Origin of the sequence: Empedobacter falsenii, from assembly GCF_013488205.1 — a bacterium.
In the GTDB taxonomy this organism is placed as follows: Bacteria; Bacteroidota; Bacteroidia; order Flavobacteriales; family Weeksellaceae; genus Empedobacter; species Empedobacter falsenii_C.
In genome coordinates this window covers 2,441,958-2,458,516 of the sequence record NZ_CP040908.1, presented here as the reverse complement: position 1 = coordinate 2,458,516, position 16,559 = coordinate 2,441,958, and the positions used below count along the sequence as shown (strand labels likewise).

Here is a 16,559-nt window from a genome sequence, read left to right as displayed (position 1 = left end):
TACTGAAATTGAGATTTAATCTGGGTGAATGATGGGTCTCGAACCCACGACCTCCGGAACCACAATCCGGCGCTCTAACCAACTGAGCTACAATCACCATTTGGTTTGAATTTCTTTTGAAACTAATTCTAAAGTTTTTAGGGTGAATGATGGGTCTCGAACCCACGACCTCCGGAACCACAATCCGGCGCTCTAACCAACTGAGCTACAATCACCATTTGGTTTGAATTTCTTTTAAAACTAATTCTAAAGTTTTAGGGTGAATGATGGGTCTCGAACCCACGACCTCCGGAACCACAATCCGGCGCTCTAACCAACTGAGCTACAATCACCATTTTTATTGCGAAATTAACTTTTATTTAATCTCTCAATTGGACTGCAAATATAGCCTATTAATCGGTACTTGCAAATAATTTTGACAAAAAAATAAAGGTTTTTTACACCTTTATTTCTAAATTAAAGAATCTAAATTATTTACGCCAATGTAACTTCGCGAAATAAATCCTTCTCCACCTTCAGTTCCGATTAATCTTCCTAAATCATACGCACGATATCGGATAGAATCAGTAAAGTTTTTCGATGAAATTGGCGTTTGAGGTTCGCTCGAATTTGGATCAAAAAATTGCGTTTTATACGCCATACAAGCTTCCACTTTTGTATCTACAAAACCAGAGATGTCAACCACAAAATGAGGTTCTAAAGGTAACCATTGAATGTAGTGGAAGTGTTTTTTGGGACGCCAAGCTGGTAATCCATTTTCAATTTTTGGTAAACCTGATAAGAAAATAGCAGTATTCACTAAATCCGAACCTTTTCCATGATCTGGATGGCGATCGTGAGGCGCATTACTCAAAATAATATCAGGTTGATATTTGCGAATAATTTCGACAATTTTCAACTGATTTTCTTTATCATTCAAGAAAAAACCATCAGGAATTCCAAGATTTTCTCTCACAGCAACGCCTAAAATGTTTTTGGCATCATTTGCTTCTACACGGCGCGTTTCATCGGTACCACGAGTTCCTAATTCTCCTTTTGTTAAATCAAGAATACCAACCGTTTTACCGTTTTTAATTTCTTTTGCAAGTGTTCCTCCACATCCCAATTCTACGTCATCAGGATGCGCTCCAATTGCAAGAATATCTAACTTCATTTACTATTTATTTAACCAATCTATTATTTCTTTTGAATCTGGAGTTACTTTTGAAGCATAAGAAGCCTCTAAAGTTCCGTCTTCGTTAATCAAAAATTTTGTAAAATTCCATTTTACATCATTGTCAGATTTTCCGTTCAATGATTTTTTTGTTAAGAATTTGAAAATTTCATTTTGATTTTTTCCAATTACATCACTTTTTGACATCAAAGGAAAAGTTACGCCATAATTTAATTTACAAAAACTTGCAATTTCTTCGTTGTTATCAAATTCCTGACCTCCAAAATTGTCTGAAGGAAATCCAACAATTACCAAACCTTGATCTTTATATTCTTGATATAACTTTTCTAAAGCATCATATTGAGGTGTGTAACCACATTTTGAAGCTGTGTTAAGAATTAAGATTTTCTTTCCTTTCAAATCAGCGAAATTAAAATCGTCATCATTGATATCCTTGAATGTATAATCGTAAATTTTGTTCACTTTTTGAGGTGTTTTTGTTGTTTGATGAATGTTTTGCTTTTTAGAAACTTTCTTAGTTTCTTGCGCATTACAAGCTATAAATAGCCCTAAAAATCCGATGAATAAATATTTCATTGCGTACTATTTTAAACAAATTTAAAAAAAATGTTACGATTTGTAAGTTAAAGTAGGTTAAAATAAAAAAGCTCAGTTATAAACTGAGCTTTCTTTTATTTATACCAACTACTATACATCAAATAATTATTAGCGATTCTTTCTATTTCGCCTTCTTTCAATTCCTTTGGAACATCTTTAATTTTTTTAGCAGGAATTCCAGCCCATAATTCCCCTTCTTTTACATGCGTTCCTTTGGTTAAAATCGCACCAGCGGCAATCAAAGAATTAGATTCAACAATACAATCATCCATCACAATTGCGCCCATTCCAATCAAAACATTATCGTGTATTGTACAACCATGTACAATTGCATTATGCCCTATCGAAACGTTATTTCCAATTGTTGTTGGCGATTTTTGATACGTCGCATGTATTGTTGCATTATCCTGAATATTTACTTTATTTCCCATTTTGATATAATGTACATCTCCACGCACAACTGCAGAAAACCAAATTGAGCAATCGTTTCCCATTTCTACCTCTCCTACAACTACCGCATTATCCGCTAAAAAGCAGTTTTCACCGAACTTTGGTGTGTGCCCATTTAATTCTTTAATTATTGCCATAACAAAATCTATAATTCTAATGATAAAGATACATTTTTATAGCGTATTTTTGTACGACTATGAGAGTATACGAAGAAATTACACCAAATAATAACGTGATGAAGTTCGTTTGTGACGAGACTTTAACACAAGGTGGCGTGGAATTCGATAAAGAATCTACAGCTACCGAATCTCCTTTAGCGCAAGTTTTATTGACTATACCATTTATTCAAAAAATATTTATCACAGCGAATTTTGTTGCGATAGAAAAAATAGATGCAGTTGATTGGGCTGATGTTACTGAAGATTTGAAAGAAATTATCAACGAACATTTAGAAGAAAACGCAATTTTAGCGCCAATGAAAAAGGCTCCTATTTCTATTTATGCAGAAATGACGCCTAATCCTGCTGCGATGAAATTCGTTTCAAATTCTATGTTAGCGCCAGAAATCATCGAAATAAAATCGAGAGAAAAAGCTGCTGGAGTTCCATTAGCTGTTGCGATTTACAAAGAATATCCTTTTGTAGAAGAAGTTTTTATTGTTGATAATTATGTTTCTTTAACAAAAAATGAAACAGAAGATTGGTCACTTTGGGCAATGGATGTTCGTTCATTTATTACCAATTATTTACAAGCTGGAGGTCCTGTTTTTGATGAATTTTACGAATTCACAACAGAAGCTCCTGAACATGTTGTCGTAAAATCTGCCGAAGAATTTTCTTCTGTTGAGCAGCAAATCAAAGCTATTTTAGATGAATATGTTCAGCCAGCAGTTGCAAATGATGGTGGAAACATCGAATTAATTGAATTTGATGAAGAAACACGTACAGCTAAAATGTTATTGCAAGGTGCTTGCTCTGGTTGTCCGTCTTCTACAGCAACGCTTAAAAATGGTATCGAAGGAATTTTAAAACAAATGATGCCTGATGTTGTAGACAACGTTGAAGCTGTAAATGGATAAGATTAAAAATATTTTTATCTAAAAATAAAGAAAGCCTTCTAAATTAGAAGGCTTTTGTATTTTCATTAAATTATCAATATCATATTTTTAAGAAGAAATCGCTTCAAAATATTCTTTTTCGATTTGTTCTCTAAAATCTGGATGCGCAATTTCAGCCATTGCTTTTACACGTTGTCGAATATTTTTTCCGAATAAATTTGCAACACCATATTCCGTTACAATATAATTTACATGTGCTCTTGTCGTCACAATTCCCGCACCTTGTTTTAGGAATGGTACTATTTTATTTGCACCTTTTGCTGTTGTTGACGTTAATGCAATGATCGATTTTCCACCTTTACTTAAAGATGATCCGTATATAAAATCAACTTGTCCTCCAACACCAGAAAATATTCGCGAACCAATTGAATCTGCACTTACTTGTCCCGTAACATCTACCTCAATAGCCGAATTAATCGAAACCATTCTATTGTTCTGACTAATCTTAGCAGGATCATTTGTAAAAGAAGCATCGCGCATTTCTACGCCAGGATTATCATCAATAAAATCATACAATAATTGTGAACCATGCGCTAAAGTCGAAACAATTTTACCTTTTAATAATTTTTTGTGTTCGCCTGTAATCACGCCAGATTTAACCAATGGAACAATTCCATCTGAAAATAATTCGGTATGAATTCCTAAACCTTTATGATTCTTCAAATTATTCAAAACTGCATTTGGAATAGAACCAATCCCTAATTGTAAACAACTTTTATCTTCAATTAATTCAGCAATATAATTCCCAATTTTAGCTTCTTCATCTGTAATATTTCCATTATCCAAGATATCTAACGGTTGATGATGTTCTACTAAATGCGTGATAGTCGAAATATGTAAAATTCCGTCACCAAATGTGCGTGGCATATATTTGTTCACTTGCGCAATAACCACACGAGAAGTCTCAATTGCCGCTCTAATATTCTCCACAGAAGTCCCTAAAGAACAATAACCATGAGAATCTGGCTCAGAAATCTGAATTAAAACAACATCAACATTCAATTCAGTTCGAATCACTTTTCCCATTTCGCTAAAGAAAATCGGTAAATACGAACCATTTCCTTCTTTGATCGTGTGACGAACATTAGCACCTAAGAAAAAAGAATTGACAAAAAATGAGTCTTTATAAGCAGGATTTGCATATTCTGCATTTCCACTTGTATGAATATGACAAAATTCTATATCTCTCAATTCATGCGCTCTCTTCGATAATTCTGACACCAAAAATGTAGGCGTAGCCGCAGCTGCATGAACGTAAACACGATCGCCAGATTTGATTTCTTTTACAGCTTCTGTTGCAGAAGTATATTTCATAAGTAGATTTTAATAATCGTGCAAAATAAAGGCTTTGATGCTTTATAAAAAACGATATTTTTCATCAAAATCTAATCAAATTTTATTCCTAATAATTTAAGTTGTAGTTTGCGTTTTTCTTGATAAAAATTATTCATCAAAAAAGTCGATAGAACGGCGATAATTATAAAAAAATAATCTTCGACGAGCTTCTAAATCATTGACACGAATCGACGAAACATCATCAACCTGAAAATACAAAGAACCTTCGTCTGTTCCTTCCGAACCAATACATTTCAACTCAAAATCATCTTCAGTTAAATTTCGAATAAAACCTGCAAAACGACTATTGTTATTTAATTGAATACGTGTAACATATTCGGTTTGATCATTTATTTCGCCTAAAATTTGACGAACCCAATTTTCTTCTGCTGTTGCATTAAATGTAATTGGATTTTCTTGATCCAAATCGGTGTGATGTTCTTTTAAATAATTGAGACATTTGCAGTAATCATCAACATCTATTCGACTAATTTTGAAATAAGGTTCGATTAAAATCCCATCTTTTTTACCATATTTCGAAATGTGCTGCATTGTAAAAAATTCGTCATTAAAATCTAAAATATATCCAGCCCAAAAATTGTCTCCTTCGGGATCATTGTAAACGGCAATAATTGATTGATTTTCTTTTGAGTGTTGTAATATTTTATAGAAGTTAGAATTCATATTTCTTTGAGTTAAAAAGTCAAATTACGAATCTTTGTGGATAAAAAAAAGGTTCTTGATTATTTCAAAAACCTTTTCTTTCTATTAATTTGCTTTTCGGAAAATCGAAGCTTCATAACTTAATGATTGCCAATCTCCTTTTTGCAGATTATCTAATTTTATTTTTTTATAGATATTTTCTTCTCCTGCAACTGTTATTGTAAATTGTGTACGATCTAAAATATTTTTTTCAGTAATTGTATAATTTATATCAAATTTCTTTTTTGTCAATTTCTCTACAATTGGTTTTAAATAAGCAATCGCAGCTTCAGAATTTTTGAATTGTTCGTTTTGTGGAAATTGCACATCAAAATATCCTTCGTATGTAAAATCTGGTTCTGTAATAATCAAATTATAAGAATCCGCAAACAAGGCTGGACGCTGTTTTTGATATTCTTTTTCGGTTTTATATTGACGTTTTTCTTCTTTATAAATCAACGGATATTTATCAGCAAGAACAGCTAATTTATCAGCATCAAAAGAATAAGGAATTCCGTCATGAAAAACATTGTACAACGCAGGATTCACCAACCATTGATCGACAATTTTCTTATCTTTTACCATATAAATCATCACTCCATTTTCTTGCGCTTGGAAAGTAGACGATTGATATCCATACTCCAAAATTGGTTTTCCTAATTGTATAGCCGCTGCATTTTCTAACATAAAATTAAACTTCTCATAAGCCTTTGTTTCATCGCTTAAAGGAGCCATTCCATATACTTTTGTCGAAGCATCTACATTTTTATCATTAATCATAGAGGTTACTTGCGCTGTTGCAAAATTTGCAAGAACAACAGTGGCTGTAAGTAAAATTTGTTTTATCATGTATTGTATATCTTTATTTTAAAATGTGTTCCAAATTTATTGATAAATTTCGATAGTTATCTTACCTGATTGCGTAATACTTCCGCGATACATTCCGGCAGTGTTAAAAGGAAAACTTGCTTGACCATTTTTATCTAAAATAATCATTCCGCCATCGCCACCTAAATCACCAATTTTTTTGATAACTTCTTCACCAGCTTTTTTCGAAGAAAGTTTTTTGTAATTCATCAAAGCTGCAACATCATATGCCGCAACAGCTTTAATAAAATATTCGCCCCAACCTGTACTCGAAACACCAACTTCGCTATTTGCATAGGTTCCAGCTCCGATAATTGGCGAATCACCAACACGCCCAAAACGTTTGTTTGTCATTCCGCCCGTCGAAGTTCCTGCCGAGATATGACCTTTGTTATCCAAAGCAACTGCGCCAACTGTACCAAATTTTTCGTCAACAAAATTGAATGGAACATACGCTTGTGTTTTAGCATCGTGGTCTAATTCCATTTTTTCTTTATCTTTTTCCAAAACTTTTTGAAGAGAATTCCAGCGTTCTTCCGTTTTGAAATAACTTGGATCAACAATTTCTAAACCTTGAGTTTGAGCAAATTCTTCAGCACCTTTTCCAACCATCATTACATGAGCAGAATTTTGTAAAACAGCTTTTGCTGCTAAAATAGGGTTTTTAATCGTTGTAACTCCAGCCACAGCTCCAGCTTGCATTGTATTTCCGATCATCAACGAAGCGTCTAATTCATTTTTACCTTCATGTGTAAAAACCGCTCCTTTTCCTGCATTAAACAAAGGCGAATTTTCCATTACTTTTATGGCCTCTATCACCGCATTTTCACTTTCGCCACCTTGTTTGATAACTTCATAACCTTTTGTCAAAGATTCAGCTAAAGCATCTCGGTATGCTTTTTCCTTTTCGGGTGTCATATTTTTTTTCAGAATTGTACCAGCACCACCATGAATTACCAAAACAACTTTGTCTTGTTTCGTTTGCGCATATGTCGTCATCGTCAAAACGGATAAGATTAAACCAACTATTTTTTTCATGTGTAAAATTTTATTCAACGTCTAAAAATAGAAAAGTTTATAGAAATTAACTATTTTTAGCATTGAATTTGATAACGAAATATCAACAACTGTTATTAAACAAATAAATACCTATGAACTCTAATAAACACTATCTTTCTAACAATATCTTGTTACAGTTAGCATTTATTGCAATAATACTTTTAGTTTTTGGATTAATTACCAAAAATCTTTTAGCATTTTTCCCTGGTTTTCTTGGCGCTTTATGTTTGTACGTTTTGCTCCTAAATCCTTTGCAATGGCTAGTTAAAGTAAAAAAATGGAACAAATTAGGAAGTGTAATTGTCTTAATGATTAGTAGTGCAATTCTAATTATAGGACCACTTTATTTATTAATTCAAATGTTAACGAATAAAGTAATGGTGCTATTAAATGACACAGCTCAAATTAAAAAAGATGTCAATAAAATTATTGAAATGTTGCAAATCAAATTTCATATTGATGTTTTTAGCGCAACAAATATTGAAAAAATAACACAAGTTGGAGGGAAATTATTAGAAAAAACACTGAATGCTTCAATGGATATGACAGTTCAGTTGGGTGTTGCTTTCCTTATTTTGTATTTTATGTTGATGAACCATCAAAAACTTGAAAATTGGTTTTACAGAACAATTCCGCTTAAAACAAGTAATTTAGTCAAAATGAACAAAGATTTGAAAGATTTAGTTATTTCAAATGCTGTCGGAATGCCATTAACAGCCTTTCTACAAGCAATAATTGCCTACATTGGATATCTTATATTTGGTGTAGATGATGCGTTTACTTGGTTTATTTTAACCATTTTTGCTGCAATGTTGCCTGTCGTTGGTGCCGCACTTATTTATGTACCTCTTGGACTATTTTTACTTGCAAGCGGTGATACAGGACAAGCGATCGGATTATTGATTTATTGTTTTGTTATTGTTGGATTATCAGACAATTTGATTCGTTTAGTTTTACAGAAAAAAATGGCGGATGTTCATCCATTAATTACTATTTTTGGAGTAATCGTTGGAATAAATTTATTCGGATTTATTGGAATTATTTTTGGACCAATCTTATTTTCAGTATTCTTTTGGTTAGTCAAATTGTACAAATACGAATTTATTGATCCAAATCCAGAAGATTAATTATTATTAAAAACCAATTAAAAATGAGTATAGAAAACTTTAAATTCTTTAAGCCTTTAGAACCACGTTGGAGCGATTTTGATCCAATTGGTCATGTAAATAACGTATTTTATTTCGAATATTTTCAGACTGGTAGAGCCTATTATATGATGGCTTCGAGCAAAAAATGGCAGTGGACGCATCACATGTTTGTTATTGCGCATATAGAAGCAAGTTACCAAAAAGAATTACGTCCAAATGCGATAGATCCTCGTATTGGTGTGCGTGTATCAAAATTAGGAAACAAGAGTTTCGATTTTGAATATATTGTCACAAGTAAAAGCGAAAATGGCGAAGATGTTATTCATTGTATCGGAAAAAGTACACAAGTAATGTACGATATGGAAGAGAAAAAATCAATGGAATTGCCAGATTGGGTAAAAAATGATTTTAAGAATTACGAAGGTAATCTTTAGAAAATAATCCTAAAAAAATACAACAGTAGTTAAGTCTTTTCGTTAGATAATGATTAGATTTAACTACTGTTTCTTTTTAAACTCGTTGCGTTATGAAAAATTTGTTTTTAATGCGTCATGCAAAAAGTAAATGGAACGAAAATGTTTCAGATCAATTTCGTTCTATCACAGAGATTGGTGAATTCAAAACGAAGAAAATAGCGAATTATATTCATCAAAATTTTGAATTGAAATTTGATAAAATATTTTCGAGCAAAGCAGTTCGAGCAAAAGAAACTTCTCTACTTGTCAAACCTATTTTATTTCCTAATCAAACCATTCATATCGAAGATGATTTGTATACTTTTTCGCATTATTTATTAGACAAATGGATTAGAAATTTGGATAATGAATTGCAAAATGTTCTTATTTTTGGACATAATCCTGCGTTTACAGATATTACCAATCAGTTAGGAAATGATATGATTTACAATCTTTCGACTTCTGGATTTGTCTGGATACAGTTTGATTCTGATGATTGGAAATCGATACAAAAAGGAAAAACTATAAAAATAATTTTACCTAAAGAAATTAAATGAAAAAATATATAAACCGCGAAATCAGTTGGCTTTCTTTCAATGCGCGCGTGTTGCAAGAAGCTTCTGACGAAACAGTTCCGTTGTTAGAACGAATTCGTTTTTTAGGAATTTATTCAAACAATTTAGATGAATTTTATTCGGTTCGATATTCTACAATTTTGCGCTCGATACAGTTCAAAGATGTAGAAATCGTTTATCAAAATATTGTACCAGATCAAACGGACGAAGAATTGATCGATGAAATCAATGAAATTGTGCGTCAACAGCGCGTTCAGTACGATGATTTGCATAATCAATTATTCAAAGAATTAGAGAATCACAATATTTTTGTGATTGATGATAAATCAATTCCTGAGAATTATTTAGAATTTATTTCCGAATATTTTTACAACGAATTTATCCATACAGTTGGAGTTTTTATTTTAGATGACATCAAAAAAGCGCCACCTTTACGCGATGGATCGTTCTATTTAGCGGTAAAAATGCAATTAAAAGACAAAGTTCAATATGCACTTTTGATTGTTCCAACGCATTTATTTTCGCGTTTTATTGTGCTTCCAAAGTATGATCAAAATACCTATGTCATGTATTTGGAAGATATTATTCGTTTTCATTTGAAAGATATTTTCAAGATGTTTGATTTTGAAACAATTGAAGCGCATTCCATCAAAATTACCCGAGATAGCGAACTTGATTTTGATAATGATTTGGAACATAGTTTATTAGAAAAAGTCATTAATAGTTTAGAAAATCGTAAAAAAGGTGTTCCTGTACGATTAGTTTATGATGCTGAAATTGCACCAGATACGTTGAAATTTTTCTTGAAAAAATTACGATTAGACGAATATGATAGTATCAATCCGGGTGGAAAATATCACAACAAACGAGATTTGATGAGCTTTCCAAGTTTTGATATTCCTAATTTAACGTATGAAAAAATAAAGCCAATTATTCAGAAAAAACCTTTTGAATATAACAGTTATTTTCAAGCTTTTACGGAAAATGAAGAAATGATGATGGCGCCTTATCATGATTATTCTTTGTTGTTAAAATTTCTTCGTGAAGCCGCAATTGATCCGAAAGTAACCAAAATAAAAATTACTATTTATCGTGTTGCAAAAGATTCTCAAGTGATGCATTCATTGATAAACGCAGCAATGAACGGAAAAGAAGTAACTGCTGTTTTGGAACTTCGCGCGCGATTTGATGAATCCAATAATGCGATGTGGTCGAAAAAATTGCAAGAAGCTGGTGTGAATGTTATTTTTGGGGTTCCGGGACTGAAAGTACATTCGAAAATTGGTTATATCGAGCGTAAACCAGAAGGAATGTTGGCACAGAAATATGTGTTTATCAGTACAGGAAATTTTCATGCAGGAACAGCAAAAATTTATACAGATTATACGTATTTTACAACTAATCCGGGAATAACAAAGGATGTTGAACAGATTTTTAAATTTTTCGGAGCTAATTATTTGAACTTAACGTACAATCATTTATTGGTTTCACCTTATGGAACGCGTAAAAAAATTGTCAAGATGATTAAACGAGAAATCAAAAATCATCAAGCTGGTTTACCTGCAGAAATTAATATGAAACTGAACAGTTTAAGCGATAAACAAATCATTGATTTATTGTATAAAGCTTCTCAAAAAGGAGTAAAAGTTCGTTTGGTTGTGCGTGGAATTAATTGTTTGATTCCTGGAGTTAAAAATCTTTCCGAAAATATTGAATGTGTCAGCGTTATTGATAAATTTTTGGAACATCCACGTGTGTATTGGTTTAAGAATGCGGGTGATGACAAAGTATATATTTCGTCGGCAGATATGATGGAGCGTAATTTGGATAATCGTGTAGAAGTTGCGTGCCCGATTTACGATCATAAATTCAAAAAAATCGTTATGGATACGTTTAATTTGAGTTTTGAAGATAATGTAAAAGGTCGCCAAATAACGGCTGAATCTTCTTTAGAATACAAACGAAACAATAAAAAACCGAACCGCTCTCAGTTTACGACCTACGAATATTTTAAAAAATTAAACGAACAAGAAAATGAAGATTAGAAAATTAGGAGCAATAGATATTGGATCTAACGCCATGCGATTGTTGATTAATTATGTTTACGAAGAAGAAGGTCGTGCGCCAATTTTTAATAAAACCAGTATTGTGAGGATGCCAATTCGTTTGGGACACGACGTTTTTATTGATGGACAAATTTCCGAAACAAATATAAATCGTATTTGTGATGCTATGTTGTCTTATGCATTAATGATGAAGGTTTATGATATTGAAATCTATAAAGCTTATGCAACTTCTGCCATGCGCGAAGCAAAAAACGGAAAAGATGTTGTAAAAAAAGTGATGAAAAAATCTGGAATTAACATCGAAATTATTGATGGAAAAACCGAAGCTGAATTACTTTTTAATACGGAATTAGGTGATTTTATACAAGACGAAAAAATCTATTTGTATGTAGATGTTGGTGGTGGTAGTACCGAATTAACGTTATTAAAAGATAATAAGGTTTTTACGTCAAAATCTTTTGAAGTAGGAACTGTACGTTTGTTAGAAAATAAAGTTTCGCCAAATACTTTTAACGAAATGAAAGAATGGATTCATGAAAACATTGGTCATGATGAAGTAGAATTAATTGGTTCTGGTGGAAACATCAACCATGTATACAAATATTCTGGCGTAAAACTAGGAATGCCTTTGAGTAGTATTTATGTGAAAAAACATTATCAAATTTTACAAACAATGACTGCGGAACAGCGTATGCAGAATTTCAATATGAAGCCCGACCGCGCTGATGTGGTGGTTTATGCATTAGAAATTTATAATAATGTACTAAAATGGTCGCATGCAAAGAAAATTCATGTTCCGAAAATTGGACTTTCGGACGGAATTATTCGAAAAGTATATAAAGATTTAGAAAAATAAATGATGAGGTCAGATTAGTCTGGCCTTTTATATTAGTTAAATCGATTTTAATTTCCAAATTTTTTCTTTAAAATGTATTACTTAATTTAGTTTCATAATTAATTAACACAAAATATAATGAAGAAAAATTTAACGCTGATATTTTCTGCGTTTCTTTTATCTATGTCTGCTTATGCCCAAACGGCAGAGCAAATTGTAGATAATTATGAAGCAAAGGCCATAGCAGGTAATGTTGAGTATAAATTTGCTCAAACAATTAATGATGATCTTAATCAAAGGGTTTACACACAAAGAACTTTCCAAGGTATTCCAATTTATAACAGTTATTCAACATATATAATAAAGGATAAACAGGTTATTTCTAAAACTTCATCAGAAAATTTTAATATATCATTAAAGAATGCAGATATTTCTCCATCTTTAAATTTTAACGATGCTTTAAATAAAGTAGCTCAATCAGAAGGATTAAAATTTTTTTCAGATTCAAAAATAGACCAAAATGGCGTATATTTTTCGAAAGATGATTCTTCAGAATTGGTTTATTATATTAATGACCAAAACCAAGCAATTTTAAGTTATGCATTTAGTTATCAATTGGTAAAAGATAACCATAATGATATCATTCATGTTATTGTTAACGCAATGAATGGTGCAATTTTAGAAAAACATAACAACACATTAAGCTGTGGTTTTGATCATGGAGCTTTTCATAATGAGAATTTAGCTACATTTAATAAAGCTGATTGGGATTGGTTATATGCAGATGTTAAAAATGTAGCATCACCACAATACAATGTTTACCAATTACCTTTAGAAGCTCCTAATCGTGGAGGAAGATCATTTGCTGATCTTTCTGTTTCAAATGCAACTGCATCACCGAATGGTTGGCATAACACAGCAGAATCAACTGTAAAAACAAGAACAGAAGGAAACAATGTAAGAGCTGTTAGGGATCATGATTCTAAAGGGTATCAGACTTATAATTCTATATCAAATACAGTAACAATCAAAGATACTGATTATGCTGATGGAGGAAATGATCTGAATTTTGATTTTCCAATGAATTTGTCTAACCATCCTTATACTAATTGGGAAGGTGCAACCACTAATTTGTTCTATATGAACAATATGATGCATGATATTTTCTATAATTATGGTTTTACAGAGGCTAATGGAAATTTTCAAAAAGTTAATTTTGATAAAGGAGGAACAGGTAATGATGATGTTGTAGCCTTGGCACAAACAGGAGTGTCGTTAGGGTACACTAACAATGCTACTTTTGCTACACCTGCAGACGGAAGATCTCCAAGAATGGCAATGTACTTATGGAATAAAACTCCAGAACCACTAATTATTAATAGTCCTGCTAACATAGCTGGTAGTTATCAAGCTACTGTTCCTACTTGGGGAGGTACATTAACTTCTACTGCTTTAACTGGAGATCTTGCCTTAATTGTAAAAAGTGAAACGACAGGTACGCCTTATGATGGTTGTGGGACAATCACAAATGCTGCAGAAGTAAATGATAAGATAGCAATTATATACCGTGGAGATTGTTCTTTTGCTATAAAAGTAAAAAATGCTCAGAATGCTGGAGCTAAAGCTGCTATTATTGTAAATAATGTAGATGGGATGATTAATATGTCTGGAGATGATACAACAATTACAATTCCAGCAATTTCTATTAGTAAAGCAGATGGAGATGCAATTATGCAAGAATTGCAAAATAAAGTAGTCGTTAATGGATCTTTATTAAAACCAGATGAATCATTTATTGATGGAAGTTTAGACAACGGAATTATTGCACATGAATATGGACATGGAATTTCTAATCGCTTGACTGGTCCAATCACAAATGCTAACTGTTTGAATAATCTTGAACAAATGGGTGAAGGTTGGTCTGATTTCTTTGGATTGATGATTACTCAATTGCCATCTGATATAAGTACTACTAAAAGAGGAATAGGAACATTTGCTGTAGGTGAAAAGAAAGAAGGTGTTGGAATTCGTCCTACAGTTTATTCGACTGATATGACAGTTAATCCTGCTAGATATGGGTTCTTAAAAACTTATGGTAATTCAGATTCTCCTCACAATACTGGTTACGTATGGGCTTCTATGCTTTGGGATTTAAACTGGAAAATGGTTAATAAATATGGTTTCTCTCCAGATTTATATAATGGTAAAGCTGGTAATAATATGGCTATACAATTAGTAATGACAGGTCTTAAATTACAACCTTGTTTTCCAGGATTTGTAGATGGACGTGATGCTATTCTTAAAGCTGACGAACAATTAAATAATGGAGTTAATAAGTGTGAGATTTGGGAAGCATTTTCAGCTCGTGGTTTAGGTTATAGCGCTAAACAAGGAAGTTCTAACAGTAGAACAGATGGAACAGAAGCTTTTGATATGCCACCAGTTGAAGAGTTAGAATGTAAACTAGCTACTTCTGATGTTAAACAATCTACTTTCCAAATGTATCCTAATCCAGCTAAGGATGTAGTTTACATTGTTGATAAATCTATTAAAAATGATATCAAAGTTGATATTGTTGATATGACAGGTAAAGTTGTTTCAACTTCTAATGTAAAATTTGATGGTCAAAAAGGAACAGTTTCCACTGATAATCTACCAAAAGGTATTTACATCTTAAAATTTGAAACAGGTAATGGAACTATTACAAAAAAATTGATTAAAAACTAAATTTTAGTTTCAAAATAAATAAAACTAAAAATCCATCTCAATTTTTGAGATGGATTTTTTAATTTGGTTTAGATAATTGATATTGGTTTAGGTTGTTTTGATAAACTGGTTAGATTTATCAAAATAGCTTTTTAGTTTGGTTGTTGGTTAGTAATCTTAAAAGCATTACAAACGATGTTGTTTGTTGATACAAATGTCTTGAATAAATACTAAACTAAAAAATGTAGACTATCATCAAAGTGTCTACAGGTAGTAAAAAATAAATCTAAGTAGTAAATAAAATGTATTGATTTAAAACATTGTTAATTTATTTTAAATCAGTTGTTTAAATTTTATTATTTCGGAATTTATAAAATTGTTTAAAGAATTTATATAATTTCTCTAAAAGGAATTTCAAGTTGAGTTCCGAATTTTTTTTGATTATTGGATAAATTTGAAATAGCAACACCTAATAGTCGAACAGGTTTTTCTGAAGAGTAACCTTCGGTTAATAAATCATAACAAATTTGATCAAAAAGGTCTCTATTTTTAATTGGAAATGAAGCTGATTTACTTTTTGTAGTAACCGAAAAATCATTGTGTTTTATTTTTACAGTTATTGTTCTTCCATAAATTGATGTTTTCAAGGAAAAGTTCCAAACATCTTCCATTAGTGGAAATAAAGCGATTTGCATTTCTTCTAATGTTTCTAAATCTTTGCTAAAAGTTGTTTCTGAACCAGATGATTTTCGCAATCGAGTAGGATTGACCTCTCTAAAATCTAATCCTCTAACAATATTGTAATAGTATTTACCAGATTTTCCGAATTCGCGTAAGAGTTTTTCTAATTCTAGATTCTTCAAGTCCAAACCTGTATGAATACCCATCATTTGCATACGTTCGGCAGTTACTTTTCCAATTCCATGAAATTTTTTGATTGGTAATTGATCAATAAAACTTTCAGACATTTTAGGTGTAATAACATAAAGTCCATCAGGTTTGTTATAGTCCGAAGCAATTTTAGCTAAAAATTTATTGAACGAAACACCTGCTGAAGCAGTCAAATTTGTTCGTTCTTTTATTTTTTGTTTGATTTCGTTTGCTATATCCGTTGCAATTTCGATGTTTTTATGGTTAATTGTTACATCCAAAAAAGCTTCATCCAAAGATAAAGGTTCGACCAAATCAGTATATTCAAGAAATATTTCACGAATTTGATTCGAAACTTCTTTATAAACTTGAAATCGAGGTTTTACAAATATTAATTGCGGACATTTGCGCTTTGCAACAACAGAGGACATTGCAGAGCCAACTCCATATTTTCTAGCTTCGTAACTAGCGGTAGCAATCACACCTCGCTCTTCATTTCCGCCAACAGCAATGCATTTTCCTCTTAATTCGGGAAAATCTCGTTGTTCAACAGAAGCAAAAAAAGCGTCCATATCGATGTGAATAATCTTACGCTGCATCTTG

15 protein-coding genes and 3 tRNA genes are annotated in these 16,559 nt (G+C 31.9%); 7 read left to right on the top strand and 11 right to left on the bottom strand.

Going from position 1 to position 16,559, the window contains the following annotated elements; translation table 11 throughout:
* Positions 1–22: 22 nt before the first annotated feature.
* From FH779_RS11380 to FH779_RS11355, 6 genes are all read right to left on the bottom strand, one after another.
* Positions 23–98: transfer RNA gene (locus FH779_RS11380), tRNA-His, on the bottom strand.
* A 42-nt stretch (positions 99–140) separates the two neighbouring features.
* Positions 141–216, bottom strand: a tRNA-His gene (locus FH779_RS11375).
* A gap of 41 nt (positions 217–257) precedes the next feature.
* Positions 258–333: transfer RNA gene (locus FH779_RS11370), tRNA-His, on the bottom strand.
* Between the two features lie 118 nt (positions 334–451).
* Positions 452–1,153: a bacillithiol biosynthesis deacetylase BshB1 gene (gene bshB1 / locus FH779_RS11365; RefSeq protein ID WP_114999735.1), complete on the bottom strand. Its 702-nt coding sequence runs from the start codon at positions 1,151–1,153 to the stop codon at positions 452–454.
* Between the two features lie 3 nt (positions 1,154–1,156).
* On the bottom strand, positions 1,157–1,750 hold the full coding sequence (locus tag FH779_RS11360; RefSeq protein ID WP_180904771.1) for a glutathione peroxidase: 594 nt from the start codon (positions 1,748–1,750) through the stop codon (positions 1,157–1,159).
* 95 nt (positions 1,751–1,845) lie between these two features.
* The gene (locus tag FH779_RS11355) at positions 1,846–2,358 is read right to left on the bottom strand and encodes a gamma carbonic anhydrase family protein (protein ID WP_180904770.1); all 513 of its coding nucleotides are present in this window, start codon (positions 2,356–2,358) and stop codon (positions 1,846–1,848) included.
* A gap of 59 nt (positions 2,359–2,417) precedes the next feature.
* Between FH779_RS11355 and FH779_RS11350 the strand changes: the two genes are divergently transcribed.
* Positions 2,418–3,299, top strand: coding sequence for a NifU family protein (locus tag FH779_RS11350; protein ID WP_038333605.1), 882 nt, complete (start codon positions 2,418–2,420; stop codon positions 3,297–3,299).
* 87 nt (positions 3,300–3,386) lie between these two features.
* Here the strand turns inward: FH779_RS11350 and FH779_RS11345 are convergent, their stop codons facing one another.
* The 4 genes from FH779_RS11345 to FH779_RS11330 all read right to left on the bottom strand — a co-directional run bounded on the left by FH779_RS11345 (position 3,387) and on the right by FH779_RS11330 (position 7,280).
* Positions 3,387–4,652, bottom strand: a complete 1,266-nt coding sequence (locus tag FH779_RS11345) for an acetyl-CoA hydrolase/transferase family protein (RefSeq protein WP_180904769.1) — start codon at positions 4,650–4,652, stop codon at positions 3,387–3,389.
* Positions 4,653–4,781: 129 nt separating this feature from the next.
* A complete protein-coding gene (locus tag FH779_RS11340) occupies positions 4,782–5,357 on the bottom strand; it encodes a hypothetical protein (RefSeq protein ID WP_180904768.1) in 576 nt (191 codons plus the stop codon).
* Positions 5,358–5,441: 84 nt separating this feature from the next.
* The gene (locus FH779_RS11335; protein ID WP_180904767.1) at positions 5,442–6,224 is read right to left on the bottom strand and encodes a hypothetical protein; all 783 of its coding nucleotides are present in this window, start codon (positions 6,222–6,224) and stop codon (positions 5,442–5,444) included.
* Between the two features lie 36 nt (positions 6,225–6,260).
* On the bottom strand, positions 6,261–7,280 hold the full coding sequence (locus tag FH779_RS11330) for an isoaspartyl peptidase/L-asparaginase family protein (protein WP_114999768.1): 1,020 nt from the start codon (positions 7,278–7,280) through the stop codon (positions 6,261–6,263).
* A 113-nt stretch (positions 7,281–7,393) separates the two neighbouring features.
* On the opposite strand from FH779_RS11330, the gene FH779_RS11325 reads away from it, so the two are divergent.
* From FH779_RS11325 to FH779_RS11300, 6 genes are all read left to right on the top strand, one after another.
* Positions 7,394–8,428 carry an AI-2E family transporter gene (locus tag FH779_RS11325; RefSeq protein WP_244957951.1) on the top strand — a complete coding sequence of 345 codons (1,035 nt, stop codon included), beginning with the start codon at positions 7,394–7,396 and terminating at the stop codon, positions 8,426–8,428.
* A gap of 23 nt (positions 8,429–8,451) precedes the next feature.
* Positions 8,452–8,883, top strand: a complete 432-nt coding sequence (locus FH779_RS11320) for an acyl-CoA thioesterase (protein ID WP_180904766.1) — start codon at positions 8,452–8,454, stop codon at positions 8,881–8,883.
* Positions 8,884–8,975: 92 nt separating this feature from the next.
* On the top strand, positions 8,976–9,461 hold the full coding sequence (locus tag FH779_RS11315) for a SixA phosphatase family protein (RefSeq protein ID WP_180904765.1): 486 nt from the start codon (positions 8,976–8,978) through the stop codon (positions 9,459–9,461).
* Positions 9,458–11,524 carry a polyphosphate kinase 1 gene (gene ppk1, locus FH779_RS11310; RefSeq protein WP_180904764.1) on the top strand — a complete coding sequence of 689 codons (2,067 nt, stop codon included), beginning with the start codon at positions 9,458–9,460 and terminating at the stop codon, positions 11,522–11,524. Before FH779_RS11315 ends, ppk1 begins: the two co-directional genes overlap by 4 nt.
* Entirely contained in the window at positions 11,514–12,401 is an 888-nt protein-coding gene (locus tag FH779_RS11305) for a Ppx/GppA phosphatase family protein (protein ID WP_180904763.1), read from the top strand. The genes ppk1 and FH779_RS11305 overlap by 11 nt, the downstream gene beginning before the upstream one ends.
* 117 nt (positions 12,402–12,518) lie before the next feature.
* Positions 12,519–15,107 carry a T9SS-dependent M36 family metallopeptidase gene (locus tag FH779_RS11300; RefSeq protein ID WP_180904762.1) on the top strand — a complete coding sequence of 863 codons (2,589 nt, stop codon included), beginning with the start codon at positions 12,519–12,521 and terminating at the stop codon, positions 15,105–15,107.
* Positions 15,108–15,475: 368 nt separating this feature from the next.
* Here FH779_RS11300 and dinB read toward each other — a convergent pair whose 3' ends face one another.
* The gene (gene dinB, locus FH779_RS11295; protein ID WP_180904761.1) at positions 15,476–16,555 is read right to left on the bottom strand and encodes a DNA polymerase IV; all 1,080 of its coding nucleotides are present in this window, start codon (positions 16,553–16,555) and stop codon (positions 15,476–15,478) included.
* Positions 16,556–16,559: the final 4 nt, after the last annotated feature.